Annotated in this window: 23 protein-coding genes, 1 tRNA gene, 1 pseudogene and 1 riboswitch; of the genes and pseudogenes, 12 read left to right on the forward strand and 13 right to left on the reverse strand. The window is 63.7% G+C overall.

Translation table 11 applies throughout. The annotated features are described in order from the left end of the window. Positions 1 to 36 precede the first annotated feature (36 nt). Entirely contained in the window at positions 37 to 384 is a 348-nt protein-coding gene (locus CK220_RS25370; protein ID WP_095814142.1) for a DUF952 domain-containing protein, read from the forward strand. Beyond that, entirely contained in the window at positions 381 to 1,460 is a 1,080-nt protein-coding gene (locus CK220_RS25375) for a quinone-dependent dihydroorotate dehydrogenase (protein ID WP_095814143.1), read from the forward strand. Before CK220_RS25370 ends, CK220_RS25375 begins: the two co-directional genes overlap by 4 nt. Here CK220_RS25375 and CK220_RS25380 read toward each other — a convergent pair. Then, a pseudogene (locus CK220_RS25380) lies at positions 1,453 to 2,780 on the reverse strand (MATE family efflux transporter). The gene CK220_RS25375 and the pseudogene CK220_RS25380 overlap by 8 nt on opposite strands. A 123-nt stretch (positions 2,781 to 2,903) precedes the next feature. Here CK220_RS25380 and CK220_RS25385 point away from each other — a divergent pair. Then, positions 2,904 to 3,806 (forward strand): histone deacetylase, encoded by a 903-nt coding sequence (locus tag CK220_RS25385; protein WP_095814144.1) that lies wholly within the window; start codon positions 2,904 to 2,906, stop codon positions 3,804 to 3,806. Between the two features lie 11 nt (positions 3,807 to 3,817). Here CK220_RS25385 and CK220_RS25390 read toward each other — a convergent pair whose 3' ends face one another. From CK220_RS25390 to CK220_RS25400, 3 genes are all read right to left on the reverse strand, one after another. After that, a complete protein-coding gene (locus CK220_RS25390; RefSeq protein WP_095777454.1) occupies positions 3,818 to 4,081 on the reverse strand; it encodes a DUF6460 domain-containing protein in 264 nt (87 codons plus the stop codon). 150 nt (positions 4,082 to 4,231) lie between these two features. Then, positions 4,232 to 4,987, reverse strand: coding sequence for a glycosyltransferase (locus CK220_RS25395; protein ID WP_095814145.1), 756 nt, complete (start codon positions 4,985 to 4,987; stop codon positions 4,232 to 4,234). Next, a complete protein-coding gene (locus tag CK220_RS25400; protein ID WP_141245224.1) occupies positions 4,966 to 5,901 on the reverse strand; it encodes a hypothetical protein in 936 nt (311 codons plus the stop codon). Before CK220_RS25400 ends, CK220_RS25395 begins: the two co-directional genes overlap by 22 nt. A gap of 190 nt (positions 5,902 to 6,091) precedes the next feature. On the opposite strand from CK220_RS25400, the gene CK220_RS25405 reads away from it, so the two are divergent. After that, positions 6,092 to 6,165 (forward strand) — tRNA-Gly (locus tag CK220_RS25405). Positions 6,166 to 6,252: 87 nt separating this feature from the next. Here the strand turns inward: CK220_RS25405 and CK220_RS25410 are convergent. Then, on the reverse strand, positions 6,253 to 6,726 hold the full coding sequence (locus tag CK220_RS25410) for a hypothetical protein (RefSeq protein WP_095814147.1): 474 nt from the start codon (positions 6,724 to 6,726) through the stop codon (positions 6,253 to 6,255). Between the two features lie 21 nt (positions 6,727 to 6,747). Here CK220_RS25410 and CK220_RS31625 point away from each other — a divergent pair, with 21 nt between their 5' ends. Then, positions 6,748 to 7,062 carry a hypothetical protein gene (locus CK220_RS31625; RefSeq protein WP_141245225.1) on the forward strand — a complete coding sequence of 105 codons (315 nt, stop codon included), beginning with the start codon at positions 6,748 to 6,750 and terminating at the stop codon, positions 7,060 to 7,062. Positions 7,063 to 7,507: 445 nt separating this feature from the next. On the opposite strand, the gene CK220_RS25420 is transcribed toward CK220_RS31625, so the two are convergent. Beyond that, positions 7,508 to 8,497: a LysR substrate-binding domain-containing protein gene (locus CK220_RS25420; RefSeq protein WP_095814149.1), complete on the reverse strand. Its 990-nt coding sequence runs from the start codon at positions 8,495 to 8,497 to the stop codon at positions 7,508 to 7,510. Between the two features lie 292 nt (positions 8,498 to 8,789). Here CK220_RS25420 and chvE point away from each other — a divergent pair, with 292 nt between their 5' ends. The 4 genes from chvE (at position 8,790) to araD1 (ending at position 14,070) form a co-directional block, all read left to right on the forward strand. Then, a complete protein-coding gene (gene chvE / locus CK220_RS25425) occupies positions 8,790 to 9,860 on the forward strand; it encodes a multiple monosaccharide ABC transporter substrate-binding protein (protein WP_095814150.1) in 1,071 nt (356 codons plus the stop codon). Positions 9,861 to 10,048: 188 nt separating this feature from the next. Next, positions 10,049 to 11,584 (forward strand): multiple monosaccharide ABC transporter ATP-binding protein, encoded by a 1,536-nt coding sequence (mmsA, locus tag CK220_RS25430; RefSeq protein WP_095814151.1) that lies wholly within the window; start codon positions 10,049 to 10,051, stop codon positions 11,582 to 11,584. Continuing rightward, positions 11,581 to 12,873, forward strand: a complete 1,293-nt coding sequence (mmsB, locus tag CK220_RS25435) for a multiple monosaccharide ABC transporter permease (RefSeq protein WP_095814152.1) — start codon at positions 11,581 to 11,583, stop codon at positions 12,871 to 12,873. Before mmsA ends, mmsB begins: the two co-directional genes overlap by 4 nt. 207 nt (positions 12,874 to 13,080) lie before the next feature. Continuing rightward, a complete protein-coding gene (gene araD1, locus CK220_RS25440) occupies positions 13,081 to 14,070 on the forward strand; it encodes an AraD1 family protein (RefSeq protein WP_095814196.1) in 990 nt (329 codons plus the stop codon). Between the two features lie 48 nt (positions 14,071 to 14,118). Here araD1 and CK220_RS25445 read toward each other — a convergent pair whose 3' ends face one another. Both CK220_RS25445 and CK220_RS25450 read right to left on the reverse strand, forming a co-directional pair. Next, a complete protein-coding gene (locus CK220_RS25445) occupies positions 14,119 to 14,886 on the reverse strand; it encodes an ABC transporter substrate-binding protein (protein ID WP_095814197.1) in 768 nt (255 codons plus the stop codon). Between the two features lie 84 nt (positions 14,887 to 14,970). Further along, a complete protein-coding gene (locus CK220_RS25450; RefSeq protein WP_095814153.1) occupies positions 14,971 to 16,065 on the reverse strand; it encodes a 2'-deoxycytidine 5'-triphosphate deaminase in 1,095 nt (364 codons plus the stop codon). A 134-nt stretch (positions 16,066 to 16,199) separates the two neighbouring features. Next, positions 16,200 to 16,277, forward strand: a riboswitch (SAM riboswitch). A 56-nt stretch (positions 16,278 to 16,333) separates the two neighbouring features. Here CK220_RS25450 and CK220_RS25455 point away from each other — a divergent pair. Then, complete coding sequence (locus tag CK220_RS25455; protein WP_095814154.1) at positions 16,334 to 17,524, forward strand: O-succinylhomoserine sulfhydrylase; 1,191 nt, start codon at positions 16,334 to 16,336, stop codon at positions 17,522 to 17,524. A 41-nt stretch (positions 17,525 to 17,565) separates the two neighbouring features. Here CK220_RS25455 and CK220_RS25460 read toward each other — a convergent pair whose 3' ends face one another. Then, positions 17,566 to 18,711: a ceramide glucosyltransferase gene (locus CK220_RS25460; protein WP_095814155.1), complete on the reverse strand. Its 1,146-nt coding sequence runs from the start codon at positions 18,709 to 18,711 to the stop codon at positions 17,566 to 17,568. A 222-nt stretch (positions 18,712 to 18,933) separates the two neighbouring features. Between CK220_RS25460 and apaG the strand changes: the two genes are divergently transcribed. After that, a complete protein-coding gene (gene apaG, locus CK220_RS25465; RefSeq protein WP_095814156.1) occupies positions 18,934 to 19,326 on the forward strand; it encodes a Co2+/Mg2+ efflux protein ApaG in 393 nt (130 codons plus the stop codon). Between the two features lie 50 nt (positions 19,327 to 19,376). Here the strand turns inward: apaG and CK220_RS25470 are convergent, their stop codons facing one another. The 3 genes from CK220_RS25470 to CK220_RS25480 all read right to left on the reverse strand — a co-directional run bounded on the left by CK220_RS25470 (position 19,377) and on the right by CK220_RS25480 (position 22,643). Then, positions 19,377 to 20,408 (reverse strand): Hsp33 family molecular chaperone, encoded by a 1,032-nt coding sequence (locus tag CK220_RS25470; protein WP_095814157.1) that lies wholly within the window; start codon positions 20,406 to 20,408, stop codon positions 19,377 to 19,379. A gap of 108 nt (positions 20,409 to 20,516) precedes the next feature. Next, a complete protein-coding gene (gene argF, locus CK220_RS25475) occupies positions 20,517 to 21,428 on the reverse strand; it encodes an ornithine carbamoyltransferase (protein ID WP_095814158.1) in 912 nt (303 codons plus the stop codon). A gap of 15 nt (positions 21,429 to 21,443) precedes the next feature. After that, on the reverse strand, positions 21,444 to 22,643 hold the full coding sequence (locus CK220_RS25480; protein WP_095814159.1) for an aspartate aminotransferase family protein: 1,200 nt from the start codon (positions 22,641 to 22,643) through the stop codon (positions 21,444 to 21,446). Between the two features lie 357 nt (positions 22,644 to 23,000). Between CK220_RS25480 and CK220_RS25485 the strand changes: the two genes are divergently transcribed. After that, positions 23,001 to 23,519 (forward strand): GcrA family cell cycle regulator, encoded by a 519-nt coding sequence (locus CK220_RS25485; protein WP_095814160.1) that lies wholly within the window; start codon positions 23,001 to 23,003, stop codon positions 23,517 to 23,519. 106 nt (positions 23,520 to 23,625) lie between these two features. Here the strand turns inward: CK220_RS25485 and CK220_RS25490 are convergent, their stop codons facing one another. Further along, a complete protein-coding gene (locus CK220_RS25490) occupies positions 23,626 to 24,636 on the reverse strand; it encodes a magnesium and cobalt transport protein CorA (RefSeq protein ID WP_095814161.1) in 1,011 nt (336 codons plus the stop codon). Positions 24,637 to 24,700 lie beyond the last annotated feature (64 nt).

The raw sequence follows: 24,700 nt of genomic DNA on the forward strand, positions 1-24,700 counted from the left end.
CTTTCCCCCAAGGTTCGTTCGGACTATAGCGCGCCAATGTCTCAGTTTATCTACAAGATCGCGCCTGAAGCCATGTGGCGCGAAGCGGAACGGAACGACCGCTTCACCGGAGCGCCGATCGACATCGCCGACGGCTTCATCCACTTCTCCACCGCTGCCCAAGTGCGCGAGACGGCGGCCAGGCATTTCGCCGGGCAGACGGACCTGCTGCTGATCGCGATCGACGCGGCAAAGCTGGGCGACGCGCTGAAATACGAGGTGTCGCGCGGCGGCGCCCTGTTCCCGCATCTCTACGCCGCGCTCTCTCTCGACGCCGTTCTCTGGGTGAAGCCGTTGCCGCTCGGCGCCAGCGGCCACGAATTCCCGCCGCTGGAGGACGAATGAGCGTGCTCGACCGGATCGGCCAAAAGCTGCTTTTCTCGTTCGATCCGGAAACGGCGCATGGCCTGTCGATCGCGGCTTTGCGTTGCGGCCTGCCGGTCGCCTCGCCTCCCCCGCGCGACGCGCGACTCGAGGTCAGCGTCTGCGGGCTCGATTTCCCCAATCCGCTCGGCATGGCGGCCGGCTACGACAAGAACGCCGAAGTGCCGGATGCGCTGCTCAAACTCGGCTTCGGCTTCGCCGAGGTCGGCACGGTCACGCCGCTGCCGCAGCCGGGCAACCCCAAGCCGCGCATCTTCCGGCTGACTGCGAACGGGGCTGTGATCAATCGACTCGGCTTCAACAATGAAGGCCATGACGCTGCCGAAAAGCGCCTCGCGGCGCGCAAGGGGCGCGGCGGCATCGTCGGCGTCAACATCGGCGCCAACAAGGACAGCGCCGACCGCATTGCCGACTATGAGCGTGGCGTCGCCCGCTTCGCGGCTCTTGCCAGCTATTTGACGGTCAACATCTCCTCGCCCAACACGCCGGGCCTGCGCAACATGCAGGCGCGCGAGCAACTCGGCGAGTTGCTCGCGCGCGTAGTGGCGGCGCGCGCGGCTGCGTCCGCGCAGCCGCCTGTCTTCCTCAAGATCGCGCCGGACCTCGCCGAAGCGGAACTGGAAGACATCGCCGCCGAAGTCATCGAGAAAAAGATCGACGGGGTCATCGTCTCCAACACGACGCTTGCGCGGACGGGATTGCGCAGCACTGCTTTCGCCAGCGAGACGGGCGGCCTTTCTGGCAGGCCGCTGTTCGAGCGCTCGACAGCAGTGCTCGCCCGCATACGCAAGCTGCTCGGCCCGAAGATGGCCATCATCGGCGTTGGCGGCGTCGACTCGGCGGAAACCGCGCTGGAGAAGATGCGAGCCGGCGCCGACCTCGTTCAGCTTTACACCGGCATGGTCTATGCCGGGCCGGCGTTGCCCGGACGCCTCGTTGCCGGCATGGCGCGGTTTGTGGAGCGCGAGCGGCTGAAGTCGATCCGAGATTTGCGCGACTCGGCTTGCGAGCGCTGGGCTTCAAAGCTGATCAGCTGAACGCCTTGCGTACTCTGAGCCTCAGCACCATCAACAGGCTCAACCCGCGCACCAGCAAAAAGACGTGCAGCGCGGCCCATAGGCCGTTGTTGCCGAAGGCGGGCGCCAGCGTGATCATCGCCGCGGTGAAGGCCAGGAAGGACAAGAGCATCATGTTGCGCATGTCGCGCGACCAGGTGGCGCCGATGAAGACGCCGTCCATCTGGAAGGCGAGCACGCCGCTCAGCGCGGTGAAGGCGGCCCAGGGCAGATAGGCATCCGCGACCGCGCGGACCTCCGGAGCGGTCGTCACCAGCGCCACCAGCTGTGCGCCGGCCGTCAGCAGGATAAGACTGGCAACAGCCGCCAGGCCAAAGCCCCAGATCAGACTTGCCGGAAAGGGGTGGCCGCATGCGCGCCGATGGCGCGGCCGGCCAATTGCTCGGCTGCGGTGGCAAAGCCGTCCAGGAAATAGCCGGCGACGAGGAAGAAGTTCATCAGCACGGCATTGGCGGCGAGCGTGACCGTGCCAAACTGCGCGCCCTGTCTGGTGAACAGCGCGAAGGCGGCAAGCAGCGAGAAGGAACGGATCATGATGTCACGGTTGAGCGACAGCATGCGCCGGTAGGCCGGCAGGTCGAGGATGCGCCGGCGCGACGGCCGCTCCAATTTTCGGAACCGCCTCAGCACGATGGCAAGGCCGAGCAGCATGGCCAGGAACTCGCCGGTGACGGTCGCCCAGGCAACGCCGGCGACGCCCCAGCCGAGCTCGAGGCCAAGCAGGAAGCAGAGCAGGATGTTGATGCCGTTGAGCACGGCCTGCAGCATCAGCCCTATCCCGCCCTCGCCACGCCCCAGCACGTAGCCCAAGATGGCGTAGTTGATGAGCGAGAAGGGCGCGGCAATGAGCCTGATGCGGATATAGACCGACATCGCCTCGCTGACACGCGGCTCGGCGCCCATGAACCACTGGCCGGCTACCGCAAAGAGCGGCGCAAGTGCTGCAAGCACCACGCCGGCGACGACCGCGATCAGCACGGCCCGCCAGAGCACCGCCTGCTCCTCCAGCGGATCGCCGCGTCCGAAAGCCTGGGCGACGAGGCCGGTGGTGCCGGAACGCAGGAAGTTGAAGGTGGTGAACACGACGTCGAAGACCAGCGCGCCTGCGGCCAGTCCGCCAAGAAGAGCCGCATCGCCCAACCGCCCGACCACCGCGGTGTCGACAATGCCGAGCAGCGGCGTCGTCAAATACGCGAGCGTCATCGGCACAGCGATCGTCAGCACCGACCGGTTGGTGACGATGAAGGTCCTGGCGTTGATGTGGGTCGCACCCTTGTCCAAGGATCGCTGCCTTGCTCATTGCGGCTTGATCGAACGGCCGATGTGCCCCAGTTTGCCGCTGCCGCGCAATCGCCATCGGGTGACGGCCAACCGAATTCCAGCTCTGGCGCAGGCAGCCTCATCATGCCTTTGCAGATCGTCCACCATCCCGACTATGACGCCGGCTTTGCCGCCAATCACCGCTTTCCGATGAGCAAATATCCTTTGCTGATGGAGGCCTTGCGCAGCCGCGGGCTGGCAGCAGCGGGAGCGCTTTCGATGCCGGAACCGGCGCCTGCGGCGTGGCTCAAGCTCGCGCATGAGGCCGACTATGTCGACCAGGTGCTCGCTTGCCAGGTGCCTGAAAAGATCGAGCGCGAGATCGGCTTCCCGGTCGGCCAGCGCGTGTCACTGAGAGCGCAGCTAGCAACCGCAGGCACGGTGCTGGCGGCGCGGCTGGCGCTGAGACACGGCATAGCCTGCAACGCCGCCGGCGGCAGCCATCATGCCAAGCGCGCCCAAGGCGCGGGCTTCTGCACCTTCAACGACGTGGCAGTGGCTTGCCTGGTCCTGCTTGCGGAGGGCGCCGTCGAAAACATCCTGGTCGTCGATCTCGACGTGCATCAGGGCGACGGCACGGCGGACATTCTGAAGGATGAGCCGCGCGCCTTCACCTTTTCCATGCATGGCGAACGCAATTATCCGGCGCGCAAGATCGCCTCCGATCTCGATATCGCGCTGCCGGACGGCACCGGCGACGCCGCCTATCTCGGCCGGCTCCGCGTCATTCTTCCAGAGCTTTGCGCAAGACGGCGCTGGGACATCGTCTTTTACAATGCCGGCGTCGATGTCCATGCCGAGGACCGGCTTGGCCGGCTGACATTGACCGACAACGGCCTGCGCGGCCGCGAGGAGATGGTCATCAGCCATTTCCGCAAGGCCGGCATCCCGCTGTGCGGCGTCATCGGCGGCGGCTATTCGAGCGACGTGCCGGCGCTTGCCGCGCGCCACGCCATCCTGTTCGAGGTCGCAGCCGCCTATGACTGACGCTCGCCAGACTACTTCCTGTAGCTCGCGATCCTGAGCAGGATAAAGGCGGGCACGACGATCGCGGCGCCGAGCAGGATATAGCCCAGGAAGCGGTCGATAGTATGGAAGCCGAGATTCCACAGGTCGATGAAGAACTGGCGGATGCCATAGAGCACGTCCATCGGCGACCAGCCGAAAGCGTGCATGACGAGGCCGACGAGGAAGGAAACCACCAGCAGCTTCACAAGCACCCTGAGTGGCGTATCGCCGAGAAAGCGTGTCAGTGCGGACAAGGCCGTTCTCCGGTTCGAGCTGCCCGATTCGGGGCGTGACCTCAGAAATACGCACTCGTTTACCCGGCATCAAGCCGAAGGCCGCGGCGCGAAGCTATCCCGCTGGTGGCCTTAACAGCCTGATCCAGCCGGTACACGTGGCTCGCACGGTCAGATTCGCCACCGGAAGATGCGGGCCCAAAGCGGCCGGTCGCGGTAGACTTCCCTGGAGCGCCACAGCCTGTTGTAGCGGTTGCCGCCGCCGACACCGAGTTGCGATATCGGCTTGCCGCCCCGCTTGCGCTTGATCGCGATCGGCTCGCCATCATGGCTGAGGCAATGGCCGAAATCCGCGGAAGGCTGAAGAGCCGCGGCAGGCGGCACCGACCTGACGGCTTCGCCGACGATGAGGTCTTCCGGTTCGCAGGTCAGCGCGACGGCCTTGCCGAACAAGGTCGGGCCTGTGGGGCAGAGCGCAGTCGGCCCGTAATATTCCCGTTTCACATTGGCGCAGACAAGCTCGATCGCCTTGGCCAGCGCCTTGTGGCGAGCCGGCGCGGCGACAACCCCGATGCTGGTGTCCCAAGGGGTCGAGCTGAGGAAATCGCGAAAGATCGACAATTTTCCATTGGCGCGCGGCACGCCGCGCAGGAAGAAATAGGAGAGATCGGCATAAAGGCCGCCTTGCTCATGGAGCAGGCAATATTTGGCGAGGTCCGCCTTGTATGAATAAGGTCGCAGCGTCCTGAAAGCCGAAAGCACCTCTGCCCCGAAATGCGTTGAAATGAACTCCGCTAATGCCGCTTCCCGGAACAGGCGGTGCTCTTCGCCGGGATGAGCAGCCGTGAGCGAGTGGATGTTTTCGGCAACGAGCCCGGAAAGGTGCTCGCTGCCGTCGTCGGTTATCAGAATGCTGAAGAGAGGCATCCGGCTTCCATCTCGATCAAGGTGCCTTGGTGAGCCTTTAACTTGCCCCAGTCGCGCCACTGGTGGGGACTGGCCTTCAGATAGGCCAGGTGCCGATCGGCAAAGTCTTGCGCGGCGCTCTGGATCAGTTCGGCCTTGTCCTGGCCCCGATCAAGATCGATCGGCTTTTCCACGGTCACCCGTATCTTGCCTGTGCTGTCGTCACGAACGACGAAGACCGGCAGCAGCGGAGCGCCCGCGATTCTGGCCAAGCGGGGCGCGCCGCCGGCCAGTTCAATGGCCGACTGGCCGATCCGCGCACGCACCAGCAGCTCACCCTCCCAGGCGCCCGCGGTGATAGACGCAAACTTGCCCTGGCGAAGCAACCGCCTCGCCTCGTTCATGCTGGCGGCCGGATTGGCGCGGTCTATCACGATACGGCCCGCCGCATATCTGAGCTCGACGATGGTCCTGATAGGGTTAAGGAACCGGATGCCGAAGCGCGATTTCGAGAAACCATGCTCGGGCCTGCTGACGTGAAAGACGTCGAAGCCGGCTTTCGCGAACGCCATCTTCGCCGCAAGCGCATTGAAGGCGAAATGCGCGATCCACAGGACGGCCCCGTGACCCTTGCTGCTCGCCGCTTCGAGATGCTCGGCGCCGTGAAGTTCGATCTCGGGTCGCCAGCCGACGAGCCACTCCCTCAGGATCTGGATGTTGTGTTCGCTGCGCATAGCGTCGACTCGGAGCCGGTCTTCACGGCCGGCTATGCCAAAGGCGGCAAGGTCCGGTTGCGCACCGACGTCGCGCCGAGACTCAGGCGCCCGTTTCAGCCGCTCCAGCCAAAGGCAGACACTGCGCCATCTCTTCTCAGGCACGAAAAGAGAGACGAATACAAAAACAGGAAGTCTCAGCAGGAATCCGAGATCTTCCAAAGCAAAGGCTCTTCCGGAGCGAGAGGCTCGCTTCCTCTTCCGAACATTGATTTCCAAGCTGGGTCCCCACCCTTAACGCGCGAGCCTTACCATGTTGCGGCGCGGCGTCAAAGCGCCGGTGGATCGCTCTCGGCTTTCAATGCATCGCCGATTGCTAGATGCGGGGGCATCATGGTAACGAGGCTGCTGCGCGGGTATGATGTAATGGTAGCCTGTCAGCTTCCCAAGCTGAACGCGCGGGTTCGATTCCCGCTACCCGCTCCATCCCTCACTCCAGTGCCATCCGGTCGGTGCGATCAGGCAGAGCGTCCTTAAGCGGCCGAAGGCGAACGCGATCGTTGCCGTTTGCGGTCAGGCCAGCACGCCGCACAGGGGAAGATGCTTTGCGGCATCGGCCGCTTCCATCCGCACAATGGTGTGCGACAGGCCGCCGTGTTCCTCGATCCACTCCCGCACCCAATCGGGATATTGCGAGATCAGGTACTCCGCGGCAGCCGCATTCTGCTGGGCGCCGACGCCGTAAGGCAGATGGAAGCCGAATGATGCGCGCGGCGTGATGCAAAGCTGCTCGGCGGGCAAAGACAAATAGAGCGTGCAGGCGCTGTCGCAGGCGCCGTCAAATTCCACCGGCTCGTTCGCGGCGCGCAGCTCGGCGACGTGCAAAGCGAAGATCACGATCTGACCGCCGGGATTTTCCTGCACCGTTTCGGCATTTGCGGGCAGCATTGTCAGGACGGCGGCGAGGAACGCTAGCGCCTTGGCTATCAGCCTCCGCTTAACCCCCGCGCGCGGCAGATCGGCGTGCATATTGGTGACCTCGCTCATCCGGCGAGACCAAGGCTAACATTGAGATGGTTAACAACAGGCAGCTTTGAAAACATCGAAGATCCAGATTCGCCCACTGCCCGCACCCTCTCAACAGCAGGGGACCTGGAAAATCAACGTGCTTTTTTGACCGCACTGCGAAGGGAGCGGGCTCGTTCGCCGAAAGGGGCCAAAACGAAAGACGCGCTGGAAGCAGCAGGGGCTTGGGCCGTCGAAGAGGATAGCCGCGCGATTTATGGCGAAACAGAAGCCGGCCACCTTGCGGCGGCCGGCTCTGGACCGGTTGTGCGTAAAAACAGTTCTTTACAGCGGGTAAGCGGCTCTATCCAAAGCTGAACCGCTATGATCCCCTAAAGCCAAAAGCCAATCCAAACACGTTCGCGCCAGCAGCGGCGACGCCAGCGGCCACGACGCCAGTAGCGGCGGCAAACCCGTCTCCAGACGCGGCGCCGTCTGCGGCGGCGACGCCCGCGGTGCCAATGACGATGGTAGACCTGCTCCACTTCAGCTCGTTCGTCTCCATCCTCGAAGACGGCGGCATCCGCCTTATCGAGTTCATCGAGAATTCCGTTGCCGCTTGGAATTCCGGCAACCGCTCTGCTGGGGCCAGCCAGGGTTGCAATTGCCGCTGCCCCCGCAACGCCAAGCATTCCAGTTAGAAACAAGCGACGTTCCATCAAAGACCTCCCGATAGTTCAGCATCGGCAGGTCGTTCCCTCACCCAAACGGGCTCCAGTGAGCTGCCGATCTGTTTGAACGCGCAGGTAGCATTCTCGTTCCATTACCCCACTTCGCGCAGGATGAAGTCGTGCAGCATCTTGGCGGCGGGCGAGAGCACCCGGTTCCTGACCGTGATCAGGCTGTAGGGCCGGACCTCGATGTCGAACTCGGTCTGCACGACATCGATCGCTCCGGACAACCCGTCGCCGCTCTGGATGAACTTGGCCACCTGGACCGAAACGGGGGCGATGGCGTCGGACTGCGCCACCATCACCAGCGTCAAGAGCAGCGAAGAGGTGTTGAGGATGCGGTCGGGAAGCGGGATGTTGCGGTTGAGGAAATTGCTTTCCATCGCCTGGCGCAGCGGCGAGCCGCCGGACTGGAAGACCCAGTCATAGGCGGCCGTCTCCTCCAGGCCGACCATCCCGCCGCTGGCAAGCGGATGGCCGCGACGCACGATGAGGCAGGCCTTCTCGATGCCGATGACGCGCGATTCGAACAGCCGCGGATTGAGGTCGTCGGGAATGCGGGCGATGATGAAGTCGTGGCGGGACGCGATCAGCTCGCGGGCGAGCACGTTCGAGGTCTCGACCTGCATGGTGATCTCGATGCGCGGATAGATGCGGCGGATCTCGCGAATCGCCGGCACCGCCAGCTCGATCGCCGGCGCGGTCACGGCGCCGAGAAACACCGAGCCGCCCTTGCCTGCCTTAAGCTCCGAAATCTCGCGGTCGGCTTCGCGCATTTCGAGCAGGATCGAGCGGGCGCGCCTGGCGAGCGCCTGGCCGTAAGGGGTCAGCGTCACGCCGCGCGGCAGCCGCTCGCATAATTTCACGTCGAGCACCGCCTCCATCTCGGCGATCATGCGCGAGGCCGCCGGCTGGGAAATATTCATGACCTGGGCGGCGGCGCTCACCCGTCCGTGATCGTCGAGGGCGGCGATCATCCGCATATGGCGCAGGCTCAAGCCGCTGCGCAGGAGCGTTTCCCCATCTCCCGGAAGCTTCTCGTAACTTCCTGAAATCGCGTCAAGATCGCGCAACGCCGCCATGATTTCCCAGCCTCTCCGGCAATTCTCTGCCCTGCGCTAAATCATACCAGTTTCGGTATAGCAACCAGCAAAGATCGCATTTGACAGTTATGTCAAAGGAACACACCCTTCGCGCGTTCCGAGACGCAGCGATCGGCAACGAGCAAAATCGTATCGATTGAAACTGCGTCGCGGGGCCGATTGGGAGGATACCGGAGATCGATAAAGCCGACAGAGGCGCGATTGCGCTCCTGCTCGACTGCGCGGCCCGCGAAGCCCCGAGGTGTCGCGTCCATCAACCAGGGAGAGTAATGTGAAGATTATCAAGACGCTGGCCGCCGTCGCGGCCCTTGGCATTGCCGCCACGACCTATTCGGCGCACGCCGCCGACAAGGGCCTCGTCGGCGTGCTGATGCCGACCAAAACCTCGCAGCGCTGGATCAACGACGGCGACGCCGTCAAATCCCAGCTCGAAGCGCTCGGCTACACGGTCGACCTGCAATATGCGCAGGACGACATCCCGAACCAGCTCAGCCAGCTGGAAAACGAAATCACGAAAGGCCCGAAGGCGCTGATCATCGCTTCGATCGACGGCACCACCATGGCCGATGCGCTGCAGAAGGCCAATGATGCAGGCGTCGTCACCATCGCCTATGACCGCCTGATCAAGAAGACCCCGAACGTCGACTACTACACCACCTTCGACAATTTCGGCGTCGGCGTGATCCAGGCGAATTCCCTGGTCAAGGGCCTCAAGGAGCGCTTCCCGAACACCAAGCCGTGGAACGTCGAGCTGTTCGGCGGCTCGCCCGACGACAACAACGCCTTCTTCTTCTACAACGGCGCGATGTCGGTCCTGCAGCCGCTGATCGATGACGGCTCGATCAAGATCAAGTCGGGCCAGATGGGCATGGACAAGGTCGGCACGCTGCGCTGGCTCGCTGCCACCGCCCAGGCCCGCATGGACAACCTGCTCTCGGCCAACTACTCGGACGGCAGCCGTGTCGATGGCGTTCTGTCGCCCTATGACGGCCTGTCGCGCGGCATCACCGCCTCGCTGCGCGCTGTCGGCTACGGCACGGAAGCTCAGCCCTGGCCGATCGTGACCGGTCAGGACGCCGAGACCGCCTCGGTCAAGCTGATCATCTCGGGCGAGCAGTATTCGACCGTGTTCAAGGATACCCGCGAGCTGGCCAAGGCCACCGTGCAGCTGGTCGACAAGGTGCTCTCCGGCGGCAAGCCGGACGGCCTCGACACCAAGACCTACAACAACGACGTCAAGGTCGTTCCCTCGATCCTCTTGACGCCGCATGAGGTCGACAAGTCGAACTACCAGGCGCTGGTCGTCGACTCCGGCTACATCAAGGCCGACGAGCTGAAGTAATCCAGCCTTTAAGGGAGGGGTCCTGCGCGACGCAGGGCCCCTTTTCGTTCAGAAGCGACCCCGGTATTGTTTTTGCCGGCTTCTGCAGCGCCATGCGCCATCGCGGCGCGAGCCGGACTGCAGTATGTTGATTACGCGCATAACGCTTTCCGGAAATGGGAAGGCATGCGCCAGGGAGCGAATTCCTGATGAGCTCGACGATTTTGGAGATGCGCGACATCACCAAGACGTTCCCCGGCGTCAAGGCGCTGTCGAACGTCAACCTCAGTGTCGAGGAAGGAGAAATCCACGCCATCGTCGGCGAGAACGGCGCCGGCAAATCGACGCTGATGAAGGTGCTGTCGGGCGTCTATCCGACCGGTACCTATGAAGGCGAGATCGTCTTTCGCGGCCAGGAATGCCACTTCAAGGGTATCCATGACAGCGAGCATATCGGCATCGTCATCATCCACCAGGAGCTTGCCCTGGTGCCGATGCTGTCGATCGCAGAGAACATCTTCCTCGGCAACGAGCACGCCAGCTATGGCGTCATCGACTGGAACGCCAACGAGAAGCGCACCAAGGCCCTGCTCGACAAAGTCGGCTTGAAGGAAGATCCCAAGACGCTGATCACCAATATAGGCGTCGGCAAGCAGCAGCTGGTCGAGATCGCCAAGGCGCTCAGCAAGGAAGTGAAGCTCCTCATCCTCGACGAGCCGACGGCGTCGCTCAGCGAAAAGGACAGCCAGGCGCTGCTCGATCTCCTGCTCGAGTTCAAGCGCCAGGGCATGACCTCGATCCTGATCTCGCACAAGCTCAACGAGGTGAACCGCGTTGCTGACAAGGTGACGGTGATCCGCGACGGGCGCACCATCGAGACCTTGCCCAGGAAGGAAATCAGCGAGGACCGCATCATCACTTCGATGGTCGGCCGCTCGCTCGACGACCGCTATCCGCCGCGCGAGCCGCAGATTGGCGACGTTATCTTCGAAGTGAAAAACTGGTCAGTGTACCATCCGATCCACGCCGAGCGGCAGGTGATCAAGCACGTCAACCTCAATGTGCGCAAAGGCGAGGTGGTGGGCATTGCCGGGCTGATGGGCGCCGGCCGCACCGAATTCGCTATGAGCCTGTTCGGCCGTTCCTACGGCCGGCATATCAGCGGCGAAGTCCTGCTCAGGGGTAAGCCTCTCGATCTTTCGACGGTTAGCAAGGCGGTGGAGAACCGGATCGCCTATGTCACCGAGGACCGCAAGACCTTTGGCCTCAACCTCATCGACCACATCAAGCACAACGTCACGCTCGCCAATTTGGGAGGCGTCTCCAGCCGCGGCGTCATCGACGACATGCGCGAGATGAGCGTCGCCAACGACTATCGCAAGAAGACCAACATCCGAGCATCCAGCGTCTATCAGCTGACCGGCAATCTTTCGGGCGGCAACCAGCAGAAGGTGGTGCTGTCGAAATGGCTGTTCGCCGACCCGGAAGTGCTGATCCTCGACGAACCGACGCGCGGCATTGACGTCGGCGCCAAGTACGAAATCTATACGATCATCGCCCGCCTCGCCGCCGAGGGAAAGGCAATCGTCGTCATCTCGTCGGAAATGCCGGAATTGCTCGGCATCGCCGACCGCATCTATGTCATGAACGAAGGGCGTATCGTCGGCGAAATGGCGGCAAGCGACGCCAGCCAGGAAAAGATCATGCGCGCCATCGTTCGGGGAGAAGGAAAAAAAGCCTCATGAGCACAGAAAGCGCTCCCGCGCCGCAGAGCGGCGTCGCCGAAGACGTCAAGCATGGTCCGCGTGTCGCCGTTTCGGCGCTGACGACGAACCTGCGCGAATACGGCCTGATCATCGCGCTGATCGTCATCATGCTGTTCTTCCAGTACACGACGTCCGGCACGCTGTTCAAACCGGTCAACCTCAGCAACCTGGTGCAGCAGAACTCGTTCATCATCGTGATGGCGCTTGGCATGCTGCTGGTGATCGTCGCCGGCTATATCGACCTCAGCGTGGGATCGGTCGCCGGCTTCATCGGCGCGCTTGCCGCAATGATGATGGTGATCTGGCCGCTCGGTCCGCTCAGCAATCCGCTGGTGGTTTCAATCATCTGCCTCATCGTCGGCGGCGGCATAGGCGCGGCGCAAGGCTATTGGATCGCCTATCACCGAATACCGAGCTTCATCGTGACGCTGGCGGGTATGCTGATCTTCCGCGGCATCTGCCAGGCGCTGCTTGGCGGCGGCTCTTCGGTCGGCCCGCTTCCCGACAGCTTCAAGGCGTTGAGCTCCGGCTTCATCCCGGACCTCATCGGCCCGCTGACGCTCATTCCGCCGACGGTGAATGCCGCCGGCAAGACCATCGTCGGCAGCGGCCTTACGCTGCACATGACGACGATCGTGCTCGGTCTGATCGCCGTGCTGGCCTATGCCTATTTTGGCTTCAGGACACGGCGTAAGCGCGAACGGCATGGCTATGAGGCCGAGCCCTTCCCGCTGTTCGTCATCAAGACGCTGGTCGGCAGCGCGCTGGCGCTGTTCCTGGTCTTCCAGTTCGCCAGCTACAGGGGACTGCCGGTGGTGCTGCTGGTGATGGGCGTGCTGATCTCGCTGTTCGTCTTCGTCACCAAGCGCATGACCATCGGCCGCCGCATCTATGCGATGGGCGGCAACTCCAAGGCGGCGCAGCTGTCGGGCATCAACACCGAAAGGCTGACGCTGCTCGTCTTCATCAACATGGGCGTGCTGTCGGCGCTCGGCGGACTGATCATCGCCGCTCGCCTCGGCCAGGCCGTCCCGGCCGCCGGCCTCGGCAGCGAACTCGACGTGATCGCCGCCGTCTTCATCGGCGGCGCCTCGGCGATGGGCGGCGTCGGACAGGTCATCGGCGCCGTGGTCGGCGGCTTCATCATGGGCGTGATGAACAACGGCATGTCGATCATGGGCGTCAATGTCGACTGGCAGCAGGTGGTGAAAGGCCTGGTGCTGCTCGGCGCCGTCATCTTCGACGTCTACAACAAGAACAAGGCGTAGAGGCCGGAGGCAAGGACTAAGGAGGCATACGGGTTCTAGATCGCGAAGCCGCCGGCAACCCGTCGGCGCAAAGAAGTCCTGGAAGGACCAGGCTCGCGAGTGCAATCCGGACGAAGAGTTTCAACCGTGGCGCGGATCGGTTCCGGGCCGCGCCGGTCAAGGTTTGCCATGGGCAGCCGGGCCAAGGCAAAAGAGAGAGGGTTCATCATGCTGATTTCCCAGATCCTCGACGACGCCGAGACGATCCGCGTCGTTGCCCGCAGCGGCGGCAAGACCCGGATCATCAACGGCGCGCGCAGCGTCTATTCGCTGGCGATGGAGGCAGCCCGCACCGGCACCGGGCTCGAGGCGCTGATCGAGCGCAAGGGCTATGGCGAGACGGTCGACCTCGACGCCGTCTACAAGAAGGGACGACTGGTGTCGCCAATCAACCATCCCGACCCCGCGCATCTCCACCTTACCGGCACCGGGCTTACGCATCTCGGCTCCGCCGCGACGCGCGATTCCATGCACAAGAAGCTCAGCGACGGCGAGGAGCAGCTCACCGATTCCATGAAGATGTTCCGCATGGGGCTGGAGGGCGGCAAGCCGGCCAAGGGCCAGATCGGCGTGCAGCCGGAATGGTTCTACAAGGGCAACGGCACCATGGCGGTGGCGCCCGGTGCCGCGCTGATGTCGCCAGCCTTCGCGCAGGACGCCGGCGAGGAGCCGGAGATTGCCGGCATCTATGTGATCGGCGACGACGGCGCGCCGTTCCGCGTCGGCTTCACGCTGTCCAATGAATTCTCCGACCATGTGACAGAACGCGTGAACTATCTGTTCCTCGCCCATTCCAAGCTGCGCAACGCCTCGTTCGGACCGGAAATCCTGATCGGCGAGCTGCCCGCCGACATCAGGGGCTCTTCACGAATCTGGCGCGACGGCAAAGTGCTTTGGGAAAAACCGTTCCTTTCGGGCGAGGCGAACATGTCGCACACCATCGCCAATCTCGAGCACCACCACTTCAAATATTCGGCCTTCCGCCAGCCGGGCGACGTGCATGTGCACATGTTCGGCACCGCCACACTCTCGTTCGCAGACGGCGTCAGGACCGAGGAAGGCGACACGTTCGAGATCGAGGCCAGGGATTTCGGCCTGCCGCTGCGCAACCCGCTGGAGATCGAAAAGCCGATCAAGGTGGCGGTGAAGGCGCTGTAAGGGCGCCTTTCCTTCTCCGCTTGTGGGAGAAGGAAAGTCTGCTCAACCTCAATAGATATCGAAGTCGAAATATTTCGACTGGATCTTCTTGTAGGTGCCGTCGGCAACGATAGCGTCGATTGCCGCATTCAGCCTGTCGCGAAGCGCTGTGTCCTCCAGACGCACGGCGATGCCGGCCTCGGTCTCGGTGCCCTTGACGTCGCCGACCAGCTTGCAGCAGCCGTCGCTCGCCTTCTTCATCCAGTCGACCAGCACGAACTTGTCCGAGATGACGGCGTCGAGACGGCCGTTGAGCAGATCGGTGACCGCCTCTTCCTGGGTCGGGTAGAGCTTCGCCTCGGCGCCGGCCTTGGCGTAGACGTCCTGGGCGTAGTTGGCCTGGGTGGTCGAGGCCTGGGCACCGACCGTCTTGCCGGCAAGCGAGGCCGGCTCGGTCGAGGCGATGTCGCTGTCCTTCAGGGCGACCAGCGAAAGCGGCGTGGTATAGTATTTGTGGGTGAAGGCGACCTGCTTCTTGCGCTCCTCGGTGATGCTCATCGAGGCGATGATGGCGTCGAATTTCTTGGCCTGCAGGGCCGGAATGATGCCATCCCAATCCTGGGTGACGATCTCGCATTCGACCTTCATCTGCGCGCAGAGCGCATTGGCGATGTCGATGTCGAAGCCCTCGACCTTGCCGTCCGGCGTGATGGTGTTGAAGGGCGGATAGGCGCCCTCGGTGCCGATCTTGATCTTTTCGGCCGCGTCTACCGAACCGACGCCGAGCGCCAGCATGGCGGCGGCCGCGGCCGACAGGATCCATCTGGATGTCCGCATTTTCATCCCCTTGCGTTCAGGTGCTACATGGTCAGACCCAGCCAAGCACGGCGCGCCAAGCCAGGCAAGCACAGCTTGCGGCGATCAGCGCGCGGCGCGGAAATGCTTGGAGAGCTTCAGCCCCTGCGCCTGATAGTTGGAGCCCAGCTCGCTGCCATAGAGCGCCTGCGGCCGCTTCAGCATATGCTCGTAGACGAGGCGGCCGACGATCTGGCCGTGGTCGAGGATGAACGGCACCTCGTGGCTGCGCACTTCGAGCACCGCGCGGCTGCCGCTGCCGCCGGCGGCGGAATGGCCGAAGCCCGGATCGAAGAAGCCGGCATAGTGGACGCGGAACTCGCCGACCAGCGGATCGAAAGGCGTCATCTCGGCGGCATAGAGCGGCGGCACGTGCACGGCTTCGCGAGAGACCAGGATGTAGAACTCGTCCGGGTCGAGCACCAGCTCGCCGGCCCCGCTCTTGTAGAGCGGTTCCCAGAAGTCGACCACATCCTGAGCGGCGCGTTTGTCGACGTCGACGAGGCCGGTGTGGTGCTTGCCGCGATAGCCGACAAGGCCGTCCTTGTCGCCGTCGAGATCGATAGAGAGCGCAATGCCGCCGCCGGAGATGTTGGGCGGCTCGGTCGCAACCAGCATCTCGGCGTGATGGAGGTCACGCAACTCATTCTCCGACAGCACCGCGTTGCCGGTGCGGAAGCGTATCTGCGACAGGCGCGAGCCGGCGCGCACGACGATCGGGAAGGTGCGCGGGCTGACCTCGAGGTAGAGCGGGCCATGATAGCCGGCGGCGATCTTATCGAACTCATGGCCGCGGTCGGTCATGACGCGGGTGAAAATGTCGAGCCGTCCGGTCGAGCTCTTCGGATTGGCCGAAGCCGAGACTTCCGCCGGCAGCGCCAGGCTTTCCTGCAGCGGCACGATGTAGACGCAGCCCGTCTCCAGCACCGCGCCCTCGGCGAGGTTGATCTCATGCAGCTTCAGCCGGTCCAGCTTATCGGCCACCAGATGATCGGGACCGGGCAGAAAGGAGGCGCGCACGCGAAAGGCCTTGTCGCCCAGTCTCAGATCGAGGCTGGCCGGCTGGATCTGGTTGGTGTCGAGCGCGCGCGGCGATTTCAGCGCGCCCGACTGGAAGAGCGCCGCGATGTCCTGATCGGGAAGAATGCCTGTCTGCCGCAATGTCTGGCTCCGGGCGCTGTCATTATCGTCGCAGTTCCTGTCGCAAAACCGCGGGACACTTTTGCGGAAGCTGCCTGGTACAACCCTCTTAATCAAGCCGGCAATTGACGCAAGCGCGGTGCGGGTCTAAAGGGTCGTTATCCCGTGGTGATTTGGCCGGTCGGCTTGCAGCCACGTTAAACAAGTCGCTAAAGGACCGTCGGGCCGCAAGGCCGTATGGACCGGTTGCGACGTCGCGGCCGGTTTTTTTGTGTTTGGAAGCAGGGCGATGACCAAGACGCGTAACTGGAAGCCTCAGACGGCACTCGTGCATGGCGGGACGCTGCGTTCCGGCTTCGGCGAGACCGCGGAGGCGATGTATCTCACCCAGGGCTATGTCTATGAGACGGCGCAAGCGGCGGAAGCCCGCTTCAAGGGCGAGGAGCCCGGCTTCATCTATTCGCGCTACGCCAACCCGACCGTCGATATGTTCGAGAAGCGGATGTGCGCGCTGGAAGGCGCGGAAGACGCACGCGCCACCGCTTCCGGCATGGCCGCAGTGTCCGCCGCCCTGCTCTGCAGCGTCAAGGCCGGCGACCACATCGTTGCGGCGCGGGCCCTGTTCGGCTCCTGCCGCTGGGTGGTCGAGACGCTGGCACCGCGCTACGGCATCGAGGCGACGCTGATCGACGGCACCGACATCGCCAATTGGGAAAAGGCGGTCAGGCCGAACACCAAGCTGTTCTTCCTGGAAAGCCCGACCAACCCGACGCTGGAAGTGGTCGATATCGCTGCTGTCGCCGCCCTCGCCAATTCGATCGGCGCGCGCGTGATCGTCGACAACGTCTTTGCGACGCCGCTGCAGCAGAAGCCCCTGCAGCTCGGCGCCCATATCGTGGTCTACTCGGCGACCAAGCATATCGACGGACAAGGCCGCTGCCTCGGCGGCGTCATCCTGTCGGACAAGAAGTGGATCGACGAGAACCTGCACGACTATTTCCGGCACACCGGCCCGAGCCTGTCGCCATTCAACGCATGGACGCTGCTGAAAGGCCTCGAGACGCTGCCGCTGCGCGTGCGCCAGCAGACCGAAAGCGCCGGCAAGATCGCGGATTTCCTGGCCGGCCGGCCGGAGATCGCCCGCCTCATCTATCCGGGCCGGGCCGACCATCCCCAGGCGGATATCGTCAGGAAGCAGATGTCCGGCGGCTCGACGCTGATCTGCCTCGACGTCAAGGGCGGCAAGCAGGCCGCTTTCGCCTTGCAGAACGCGCTCGACATCGTGCTGATCTCGAACAATCTCGGCGACGCAAAGAGCCTGATCACGCATCCGGCGACGACGACGCACAAGAACCTCAGCGACGAGGCGCGCGCCGAGCTTGGCATCGGACCAGGCACGCTCAGGCTCTCCGTCGGGCTGGAGGATACCGACGACCTGCTCGCCGACATCGAACAGGCGCTGAAGGCGGCGAAGGAATGAACCGCCACGGCGGCAAAGAGGACGCTTGAGCCGCAGCTGGCTCAAGCAATCTCTTCGAGTTCAGTCATCCCGCTGTTGCGGATGGTCATTGCGTTGCCACGCCATTCGACGGCCCCGCCAAGCCAGCCGCGCGCCCAGATGGCGGGAAGCATCGCGTCGCGCACGATCATCGCGGTGACGCTGCGCGGCGACAGATACCAGCCCTTGGACCAGGCGAGCAGCCATTCGAGCACATAGGCGATCGCCAGCACGCAAAGCGCGGTCGTGGGCAGACTGACACCGGCGCTTGCCGCCGCGATCAGCGCCAGGAGCAGCGGCACGACCACACCGGTCAGGATTTCGGGCGCAAAGAACAATGGGAAGGTGACGCGGCGCAGGCGGGCCCAGCGCGCCTGGCGCGACCAGATTTCGGCGAGCGTGCGCTGGCCGAGCGGTTGCTCGAAGGGCGAAGCGACGAGATTGACCCGAAGGCCAAGGCTGTTGACCAGCTTGGTCGCCGCCGCGTCCTCGGCGATCTCGGCGGCTAAAGCCTGGATGCCGCCATTTGCATCCAGCATCGGTTTGTTCCACAGCATGCTCTTGCCCTGGGCGAAGCCAAGGCCGAGCGCTTCGCCGGCATATTGCCAGCGCGCCTGCAGCGTGTTGAGGAAGGCGCATTCGACTTCGGCCCAGAAACCGTCCGGCCGCGAGCCGATCGGCGTCGAGCAGACGAGGCCGGTGTCCGCCCGCCAGGCCGCCATCAGATGCTGGACATAGTCCTTGGGCATCAGCACGTTGGAATCGGCGAGGATCACCCAGTCGTGCCGCGCCGCCTGCCAGCCCTTGATGCAGTTGTTGAGCTTGGGATTGGCGCTGATCCTGTCATCGCCCACCAGCAGCCGCGCCGGAACCTTGGGAAAGCGCGCGGTCGCGGCATCGATCAGCTTGACGACAGGGTCTTCGCCATTGGCGACGCAGAAGATCAGTTCATAGCTCGGCCAGTCGAGCGAGAAGGCGCGGTTGAGCGTCTCCTGCGTGAACGGCTCGACGCCGCGCGACGGCACGACGATCGAGACCGGCGGCGGCTCGCCGGAGGGCGCGGGAAGGACGCGACGAGCCTTCAGCCGCGACGAAGCGAACAGGATGCTGGCAAGGTTGGAAAAAAGAAGGGCCGAGGAGGCAAAGGCGGCTGCAAAGGTCAGTTCCATCGAGATCTGGTCACTCCGGAAAGGCCGCCCGCGGCCGTTTCAATCACTCGACAGAGCGCCCGAGTCGCCCGCACGGTTTGTGCACACCAACATTGTCATGTGTCACTTAAATGACATTGTTTGTCGGCACTTGCGGTGGAAAAGCCGGCAGGTTGGCCACGCTGCGGAGGTAGAACCGCGAAGCGCGACAAATGTTTCCCTGCGGCGGCACCGGAGTGGCTCATGTATCGTGCCGTGACGCGCAACATCGAAGTGCAGGTCAGGCCGTTCTATCTGGAGGACCGTTCCGATCCGTCCGAGAACCGCTATGTATGGGGCTACCAGGTGACGATCGACAACCAGTCGGACGAGTTCGTGCAGCTTCTGTCGCGCTACTGGCACATCACCGACGGGCGTGGCCGCGTCGAAGAGGTGCGCGGCGAGGGCGTGGTCGGCGACCAGCCGGAGCTCAACCCCGGCGACAGCTATCAGTACACGTCGGGATGCCCACTCTCGACGCCGTCCGGCATCATGGTCGGCCACTACACGATGCGGAACGGCCGCGGCGAGACGTTCGACGTCGCCATTCCGGCTTTCTCGCTCGATATGCCGGGGACGAAGAGGACGGTGAACTAAAAACTCGAGTTCCTCGCCCCCGCAAAGCGGGGGGAGGAACCGGAGCTTTCTCACTCCGCAGCAAACTCCGCCGGATCGAAGTCGTACTGCGTCGAGCAGAACTCGCAGGCGACATGGATGCCGCCGTCCTCGGTCGAGTCCTTGATCTCCTCGGCCGAAAAGCCTTCGAGAATGCCTCGGATCTTCTCGCGCGAGCAGGAGCACTGGTCGGCAACCGGCACACCGCGGAAGACGCGCACGCCCTGCTCGTGGAACAGCCGGTAGAGCAGCCGCTCGGCGCCCACCGTCGGATCGATGAGCTCGGTCGGCTCGATCGTGGCGAGCAGCGCCAAGAGTTCCCGCCAGGAATTGTCGGCCGGTTCGTGTGCCACGTCTCGCGGATCGCCGTCCCCGCCGGAAATGTCGGGCACGCGCATGCGTTCGGGCGCCTGCGGCAGGAACTGCGCCAGGATGCCGCCGGCGCGCCATTGCTCGCGAGGCCCGCCGGGGCCCGGCGTCACCAGCTTCGCAACCGACATCCGCAGATCGGTCGGGATCTGCTCCGACTGGCGGAAATAGGTGCGCGCGGCTTCTTCCAGCGACGTGCCGTCGAGTTGGACGATACCCTGATAGCGCTGCGTGTGCGCGCCCTGATCGATGGTCAGCGCGAGGACGCCGGCGCCGAGCAGCTTCTCCTGCGAGATCTCGCCCGAGCCAATCAGCGCCTGCAGCCGGTCGGCGTCGAAGCGCGCATAGGCGCGCAACGAATGCGGCGTTGTGAAGTCCGCCACCAGCATGTCGACCGGTCCGTCGGTGCGGGCCTGCAGAATGAACTTGCCCTCGAATTTCAGCGACGTGCCGAGCAGCACGGTGAGCACGCAGGCCTCCGCCAGCAGGCGCGCGACCGGCTCGGGATATTCGTGGCGGCTGAGAATGGCGTCGAGCATCGGCCCGAGCTGCACCGTGCGGCCGCGCACATCCAAGGGCGCTACTTCGTAAGGCACGACATGGTCGTCGCCTGCGAAGCCGAATTCGCCGAGTTTGGGTTGATGCTCAGCCAAGGAATGCGTTTCCAGCATGACAAAACTCCGGGGCGCGTCCATCCCGCTTTCCAGGCGGCATAGATCGAAGCGCGTTCGATTTCAGTGATGGCCCGCAAATAGGCATCACATATCGCCGGATCAAGTTGGCGCGGATCAAGCCCGCCCCTGTCAAGCGCCCAGGCACCAGGCCAGCACCGCCTTCTGGGCGTGCAGCCGGTTCTCGGCCTCGTCGAATACCACCGAATGCGGTCCGTCGATCACCTCGTCGGTGACTTCCTCGCCGCGATGGGCAGGCAGGCAGTGCATGAAAAGCGCGTCGGACTTCGCCCTCGCCATCAGCGCGGCGTTGACTTGGTAGGGCAGGAAGACGTTATGGCCGCGGGCGCGGTGCTCCTGGCCCATCGACACCCAGCTGTCGGTGACGACGCAATCCGCCTGGTCCACGGCCTCTTCGGCCGAGCCGGCAAACCTCACCTTGCCGCCATTGGCCTTCGCCCAATCGACATATTTCTCGAACGGCTCGCTGCCCTCCGGCACCGCGACATTGAGATTGAAGCGGAACCGCGCCGAGGCTTCCAGAAGCGAGTGCAGCACGTTGTTGCCGTCTCCGGTCCAGGCGAAGGTCTTGCCGACCACCGGACCGCGATGCTCCTCGTAGGTCATGATGTCGGCCATCAGCTGGCAGGGATGGGTATCGTCGGTCAGCCCATTGATCACCGGAACGGTGGCGTTCTCGGTGAGCTCAAGCAGCCGGTCATGCGAGGTGGTGCGGATCATGATGGCATCGACATAGCGCGACAGCACCTTGGCGGTGTCGGCGATGGTTTCGGAACGCCCGAGCTGCATCTCGGTGCCGGTCAGCATGATGGTCTCGCCGCCGAGCTGGCGCATGCCGACGTCGAAGGAAACGCGCGTGCGCGTCGAAGGCTTGTCGAAGATCATCGCCAGCACCTTGCCTTCGAGCGGCTTCGAACGCTCGCCGGCCTTGAGCCTGGTCTTTCGCGCCACCGCATCGTCCAGCATGATGCGCAGATCGCCTGCGGAAACGGCGGACAGATCGGTGAAGTGACGAACGCTCATCGGCAGATTCCAGAACTACTTCGCGGCTTCGGCCGCAATCGCGTCGGTCAGGCGCCTGGCGCCCGACCGAATGCGCTTCAGCGCTTCGCCGATCTCCTCGTCGGTGACGGTGAGCGGCGGCAAAAGCCGGATGACGTTGTCGCCCGCCGGCACCGCAAGCAAATGCTGGTCGCGCAGCGCCATGTTAACCTTGGCGTTGGGCATGGCACATTGCAGCCCAAGCATCAGGCCGGTTCCCCGGATGCCTTCGATGATCTCGGGAAATTCGTCGGCGACCGCCGCCAGTCCCTGCTTCAGCAGCAATGCCTTGCGCTGAACGTCCTCGAGGAAGCCGTCGGCCAGCACGACGTCGAGCACGGCATTGCCCACCGCCATCGCCAGCGGATTGCCGCCGAAAGTGGTACCGTGCACGCCGGCCGTCATGCCGGCCGCCGCCTCGTCGGTTGCGAGGCAGGCACCCATCGGAAAACCGCCGCCGATGCCCTTGGCGATCGCCATCAGGTCAGGCGTGACGCCCGCCCACTCATGCGCAAACAGCTTGCCGGTGCGGCCGATGCCGCACTGGACCTCGTCGAAGATCAGAAGCAGGCCGTGGCGGTCACAGAGCTGCCGAAGCCGCTTCAACGACTGCGGCGGCACCGGGCGGATGCCGCCCTCGCCCTGTACGGGTTCGATCAGGATGGCCGCGGTTTCCGGTGTGATCGTCTTCTCGGCGGCGTCGATATCGTCGAACGCGACCTGGTCGAAGCCCTCGACCTTCGGACCGAAACCCTCAAGATATTTGTACTGCCCGCCGGCGGCGATCGTCGCCAGCGTGCGACCGTGGAAGGCGCCCTCGAAAGTGGTGATGCGGAAACGCTCCGGATGGCCTTTGACGAACTGGTAGCGCCTGGCCGTCTTGATGGCGCATTCCAGCGCCTCGGCGCCCGAATTGGTGAAGAACACCTTGTCGGCGAAGGTTGCATCGACCAGTCTTTCGCCCAGCCTGCGCTGCTCCGGAATCTCGTAGAGGTTAGAGACGTGCCACAGCTTGGCCGCCTGCCCGGTGAGCGCCGCGACCAGGTGCGGATGGCTGTGGCCCAGCGAGTTCACGGCGATGCCGCCGGCGAAGTCGAGATATCGCTCGCCCTTATCGGTGACCAGCCAGGTCCCCTCCCCGCGGTCGAAGGCCAGGGGTGCGCGAGCAAAAGTCTCGTAAAGCGCCGAACCGCTCATTATATGCGTCTCCGGAACCGGAAATCAAAAAAGCCGCCAATGCGGCGGCCTTTGCGGCTTATCATGTTTTTCGGCCATGAAGTCAACGAAAAGGTCGCGCAGAAGCGCGCGGCAGGGCTCCAGCGCCGCGCCGGCCCATCAGCGGTTGGGCAAGTTGGGGAAAACCGTAAAAACCGAATCGGTGTTGCCCTGGGGACTCTTGTCACCGAGTCAGCGCATAAGGTAATTGTAGTCGAGAAATAACTAGATTTCGTGCGGCGGATCTAATCACCCGGTACATGTGGTGTCGTTTGCCCGGCGAGAGCCGGCTCGGGAAAGGATTCTGGCCGCCGCACGCCTCAGCAGGAGCGCGGTCTCATGAACTGGACTGACGAGCGGGTCGAACTTCTCAGGAAATTGTGGTCGGAGGGTCTCAGCGCCAGCCAGATCGCGGCGCAGCTCGGCGGAGTGAGCCGCAATGCCGTCATCGGCAAGGTGCATCGCCTGAAACTGTCGGGCCGCGGCCGCGCGACCGCGGCGCCGGCACGGCAGAAGAAGGCCACGCAGGGCGCCTCGATGCAGAAGTCCGTGGCTCGTGCCGCCAGCGCTGCCCGTCATGTGACGGCCTCCATCGGCGCGACCGCTCTGCAGGTGCAGTTCGAGGCGGAGCCGGTGGCGCGCCACTATATCCGCCCGGTCGAGAACGTTGTCGTGCCAATCTCGCGCAACCTGCAACTCGTCGAGCTGACCGAGCGCACCTGCAAGTGGCCGAACGGCGATCCCCTGTCGGAAGACTTCAGCTTCTGCGGCAACGACGCGGGCGAAACCGGGCCGTACTGCAAGTATCACTCGCGCGTCGCGTTTCAGCCGGCGGCGGAGAGGCGGCGGGCGAGGTGAATGGTGAATGGTGAATGGTGAATGGTGAATGGATATGCGGCCGAATAGAGGTCGCGTGAAGTATCCTTTTCTCACTATTCACTATTCACTATTCACTATTCACTATTCACAACCATCCATTCTTCCGGAACCGCCAATACAGGAACGCGCAGATCAGCGCGATCGCCATCAGCACGGTCGGGTAGCCGTATTCCATCTTCAGTTCAGGCATGTCGTTGAAGTTCATGCCGTAGATGCCCGCGAAGGCCGTCGGCACCGCCAGAATGGCCGCCCATGAGGCAAGCTTCTTGGAGATCGCCGTTTCCTGGCTCTGTCCGACCAGAAGGCTTGCCTCGAAGGCGAAGGCGAGCACCTCGCGCAGACTGTCGATCTTTTCCTGCACGGTGCGGATGTGGTCCGTCACGTCGCGGAACAGCGGATGCATGGCGGCATGGATCTGCGGCAGCTCGGCGCTGGTCAGCCGCCGGCAGACCTCGACCAGCGGCAGCGCCGCGTTGCGCAGCCTGAGCAGATCGCGGCGCAGCATGTAGAGCCGCTCGATGTCGCCACCGCTCATCGGCTTCAGTAGCACCTTGTCCTCGATCTGCTCGACCTCATCCTCGATCTGCTCGAGCACAGGCATATAATTGTCGACGATGAAGTCGAGAATGGCATAGAGGACGAAATCCTCGCCCTTGGCGAGCGAAGACGGGCAGCTTTCCCAGTGCTGGCGCACCGCGGCATAGGAGGTCGAGGGACCGTGCCTGACGCTGACGATATAGCCGGTGCCGACGAAGAGATGCGTCTCGCCGAAGGTGACGCGGCCATCGATCAGCTGCGCTGTGCGGGCAACGATGAACAAGGCATCGCCGTACTGTTCGATTTTCGGCCGCTGATGCGGATGCTCGGCGTCTTCGATCGCCAGATCATGCAGGTGGAACTGCGCCTGCACCCTAAGCAGCAGGTTGCGGTCGGGCTCGAGCAGACCGATCCAGACCACATGGCCGGGCTTTGCCGCCCATGGGCCGGCCTCTTCGATCGTGATGTCGGCGACGCGCTTGCCGGCGGAATAGACGCTGGACGCAACAATGCCGGATGTCGGCTGCGGGACCGGGGTCAGGTTTCGAACTTGTTCCATCGCAAACCTCCCGAGACGGCGACTGACAAAATCGCTGCACCTGGAGGAGCTTAGCCTAAATTAG

This window comes from Mesorhizobium sp. WSM3860 (assembly GCF_002294995.1).
Classification (GTDB): Bacteria; Pseudomonadota; Alphaproteobacteria; order Rhizobiales; family Rhizobiaceae; genus Mesorhizobium.

What these genes read in the sequence shown, in the direction of transcription:
- araD1 (WP_095814196.1), top strand. Translation starts at nt 13,081, where the DNA reads ATGCTGATTTCCCAGATCCTCGACGACGCCGAGACGATCCGCGTCGTT.
- mmsA (WP_095814151.1), top strand. Translation starts at nt 10,049, where the DNA reads ATGAGCTCGACGATTTTGGAGATGCGCGACATCACCAAGACGTTCCCC.
- CK220_RS25395 (WP_095814145.1), bottom strand. Translation starts at nt 4,987, where the DNA reads ATGCCTCTCTTCAGCATTCTGATAACCGACGACGGCAGCGAGCACCTT.
- CK220_RS25460 (WP_095814155.1), bottom strand. Translation starts at nt 18,711, where the DNA reads ATGGAACTGACCTTTGCAGCCGCCTTTGCCTCCTCGGCCCTTCTTTTT.
- argF (WP_095814158.1), bottom strand. Translation starts at nt 21,428, where the DNA reads ATGAGCGTTCGTCACTTCACCGATCTGTCCGCCGTTTCCGCAGGCGAT.
- CK220_RS25480 (WP_095814159.1), bottom strand. Translation starts at nt 22,643, where the DNA reads ATGAGCGGTTCGGCGCTTTACGAGACTTTTGCTCGCGCACCCCTGGCC.
- CK220_RS25470 (WP_095814157.1), bottom strand. Translation starts at nt 20,408, where the DNA reads ATGGACGCGCCCCGGAGTTTTGTCATGCTGGAAACGCATTCCTTGGCT.
- mmsB (WP_095814152.1), top strand. Translation starts at nt 11,581, where the DNA reads ATGAGCACAGAAAGCGCTCCCGCGCCGCAGAGCGGCGTCGCCGAAGAC.
- CK220_RS25445 (WP_095814197.1), bottom strand. Translation starts at nt 14,886, where the DNA reads ATGCGGACATCCAGATGGATCCTGTCGGCCGCGGCCGCCGCCATGCTG.
- apaG (WP_095814156.1), top strand. Translation starts at nt 18,934, where the DNA reads ATGTATCGTGCCGTGACGCGCAACATCGAAGTGCAGGTCAGGCCGTTC.
- CK220_RS25370 (WP_095814142.1), top strand. Translation starts at nt 37, where the DNA reads ATGTCTCAGTTTATCTACAAGATCGCGCCTGAAGCCATGTGGCGCGAA.
- CK220_RS25410 (WP_095814147.1), bottom strand. Translation starts at nt 6,726, where the DNA reads ATGAGCGAGGTCACCAATATGCACGCCGATCTGCCGCGCGCGGGGGTT.
- CK220_RS25375 (WP_095814143.1), top strand. Translation starts at nt 381, where the DNA reads ATGAGCGTGCTCGACCGGATCGGCCAAAAGCTGCTTTTCTCGTTCGAT.
- CK220_RS25490 (WP_095814161.1), bottom strand. Translation starts at nt 24,636, where the DNA reads ATGGAACAAGTTCGAAACCTGACCCCGGTCCCGCAGCCGACATCCGGC.
- CK220_RS25420 (WP_095814149.1), bottom strand. Translation starts at nt 8,497, where the DNA reads ATGGCGGCGTTGCGCGATCTTGACGCGATTTCAGGAAGTTACGAGAAG.
- CK220_RS25385 (WP_095814144.1), top strand. Translation starts at nt 2,904, where the DNA reads ATGCCTTTGCAGATCGTCCACCATCCCGACTATGACGCCGGCTTTGCC.
- CK220_RS25455 (WP_095814154.1), top strand. Translation starts at nt 16,334, where the DNA reads ATGACCAAGACGCGTAACTGGAAGCCTCAGACGGCACTCGTGCATGGC.
- CK220_RS25485 (WP_095814160.1), top strand. Translation starts at nt 23,001, where the DNA reads ATGAACTGGACTGACGAGCGGGTCGAACTTCTCAGGAAATTGTGGTCG.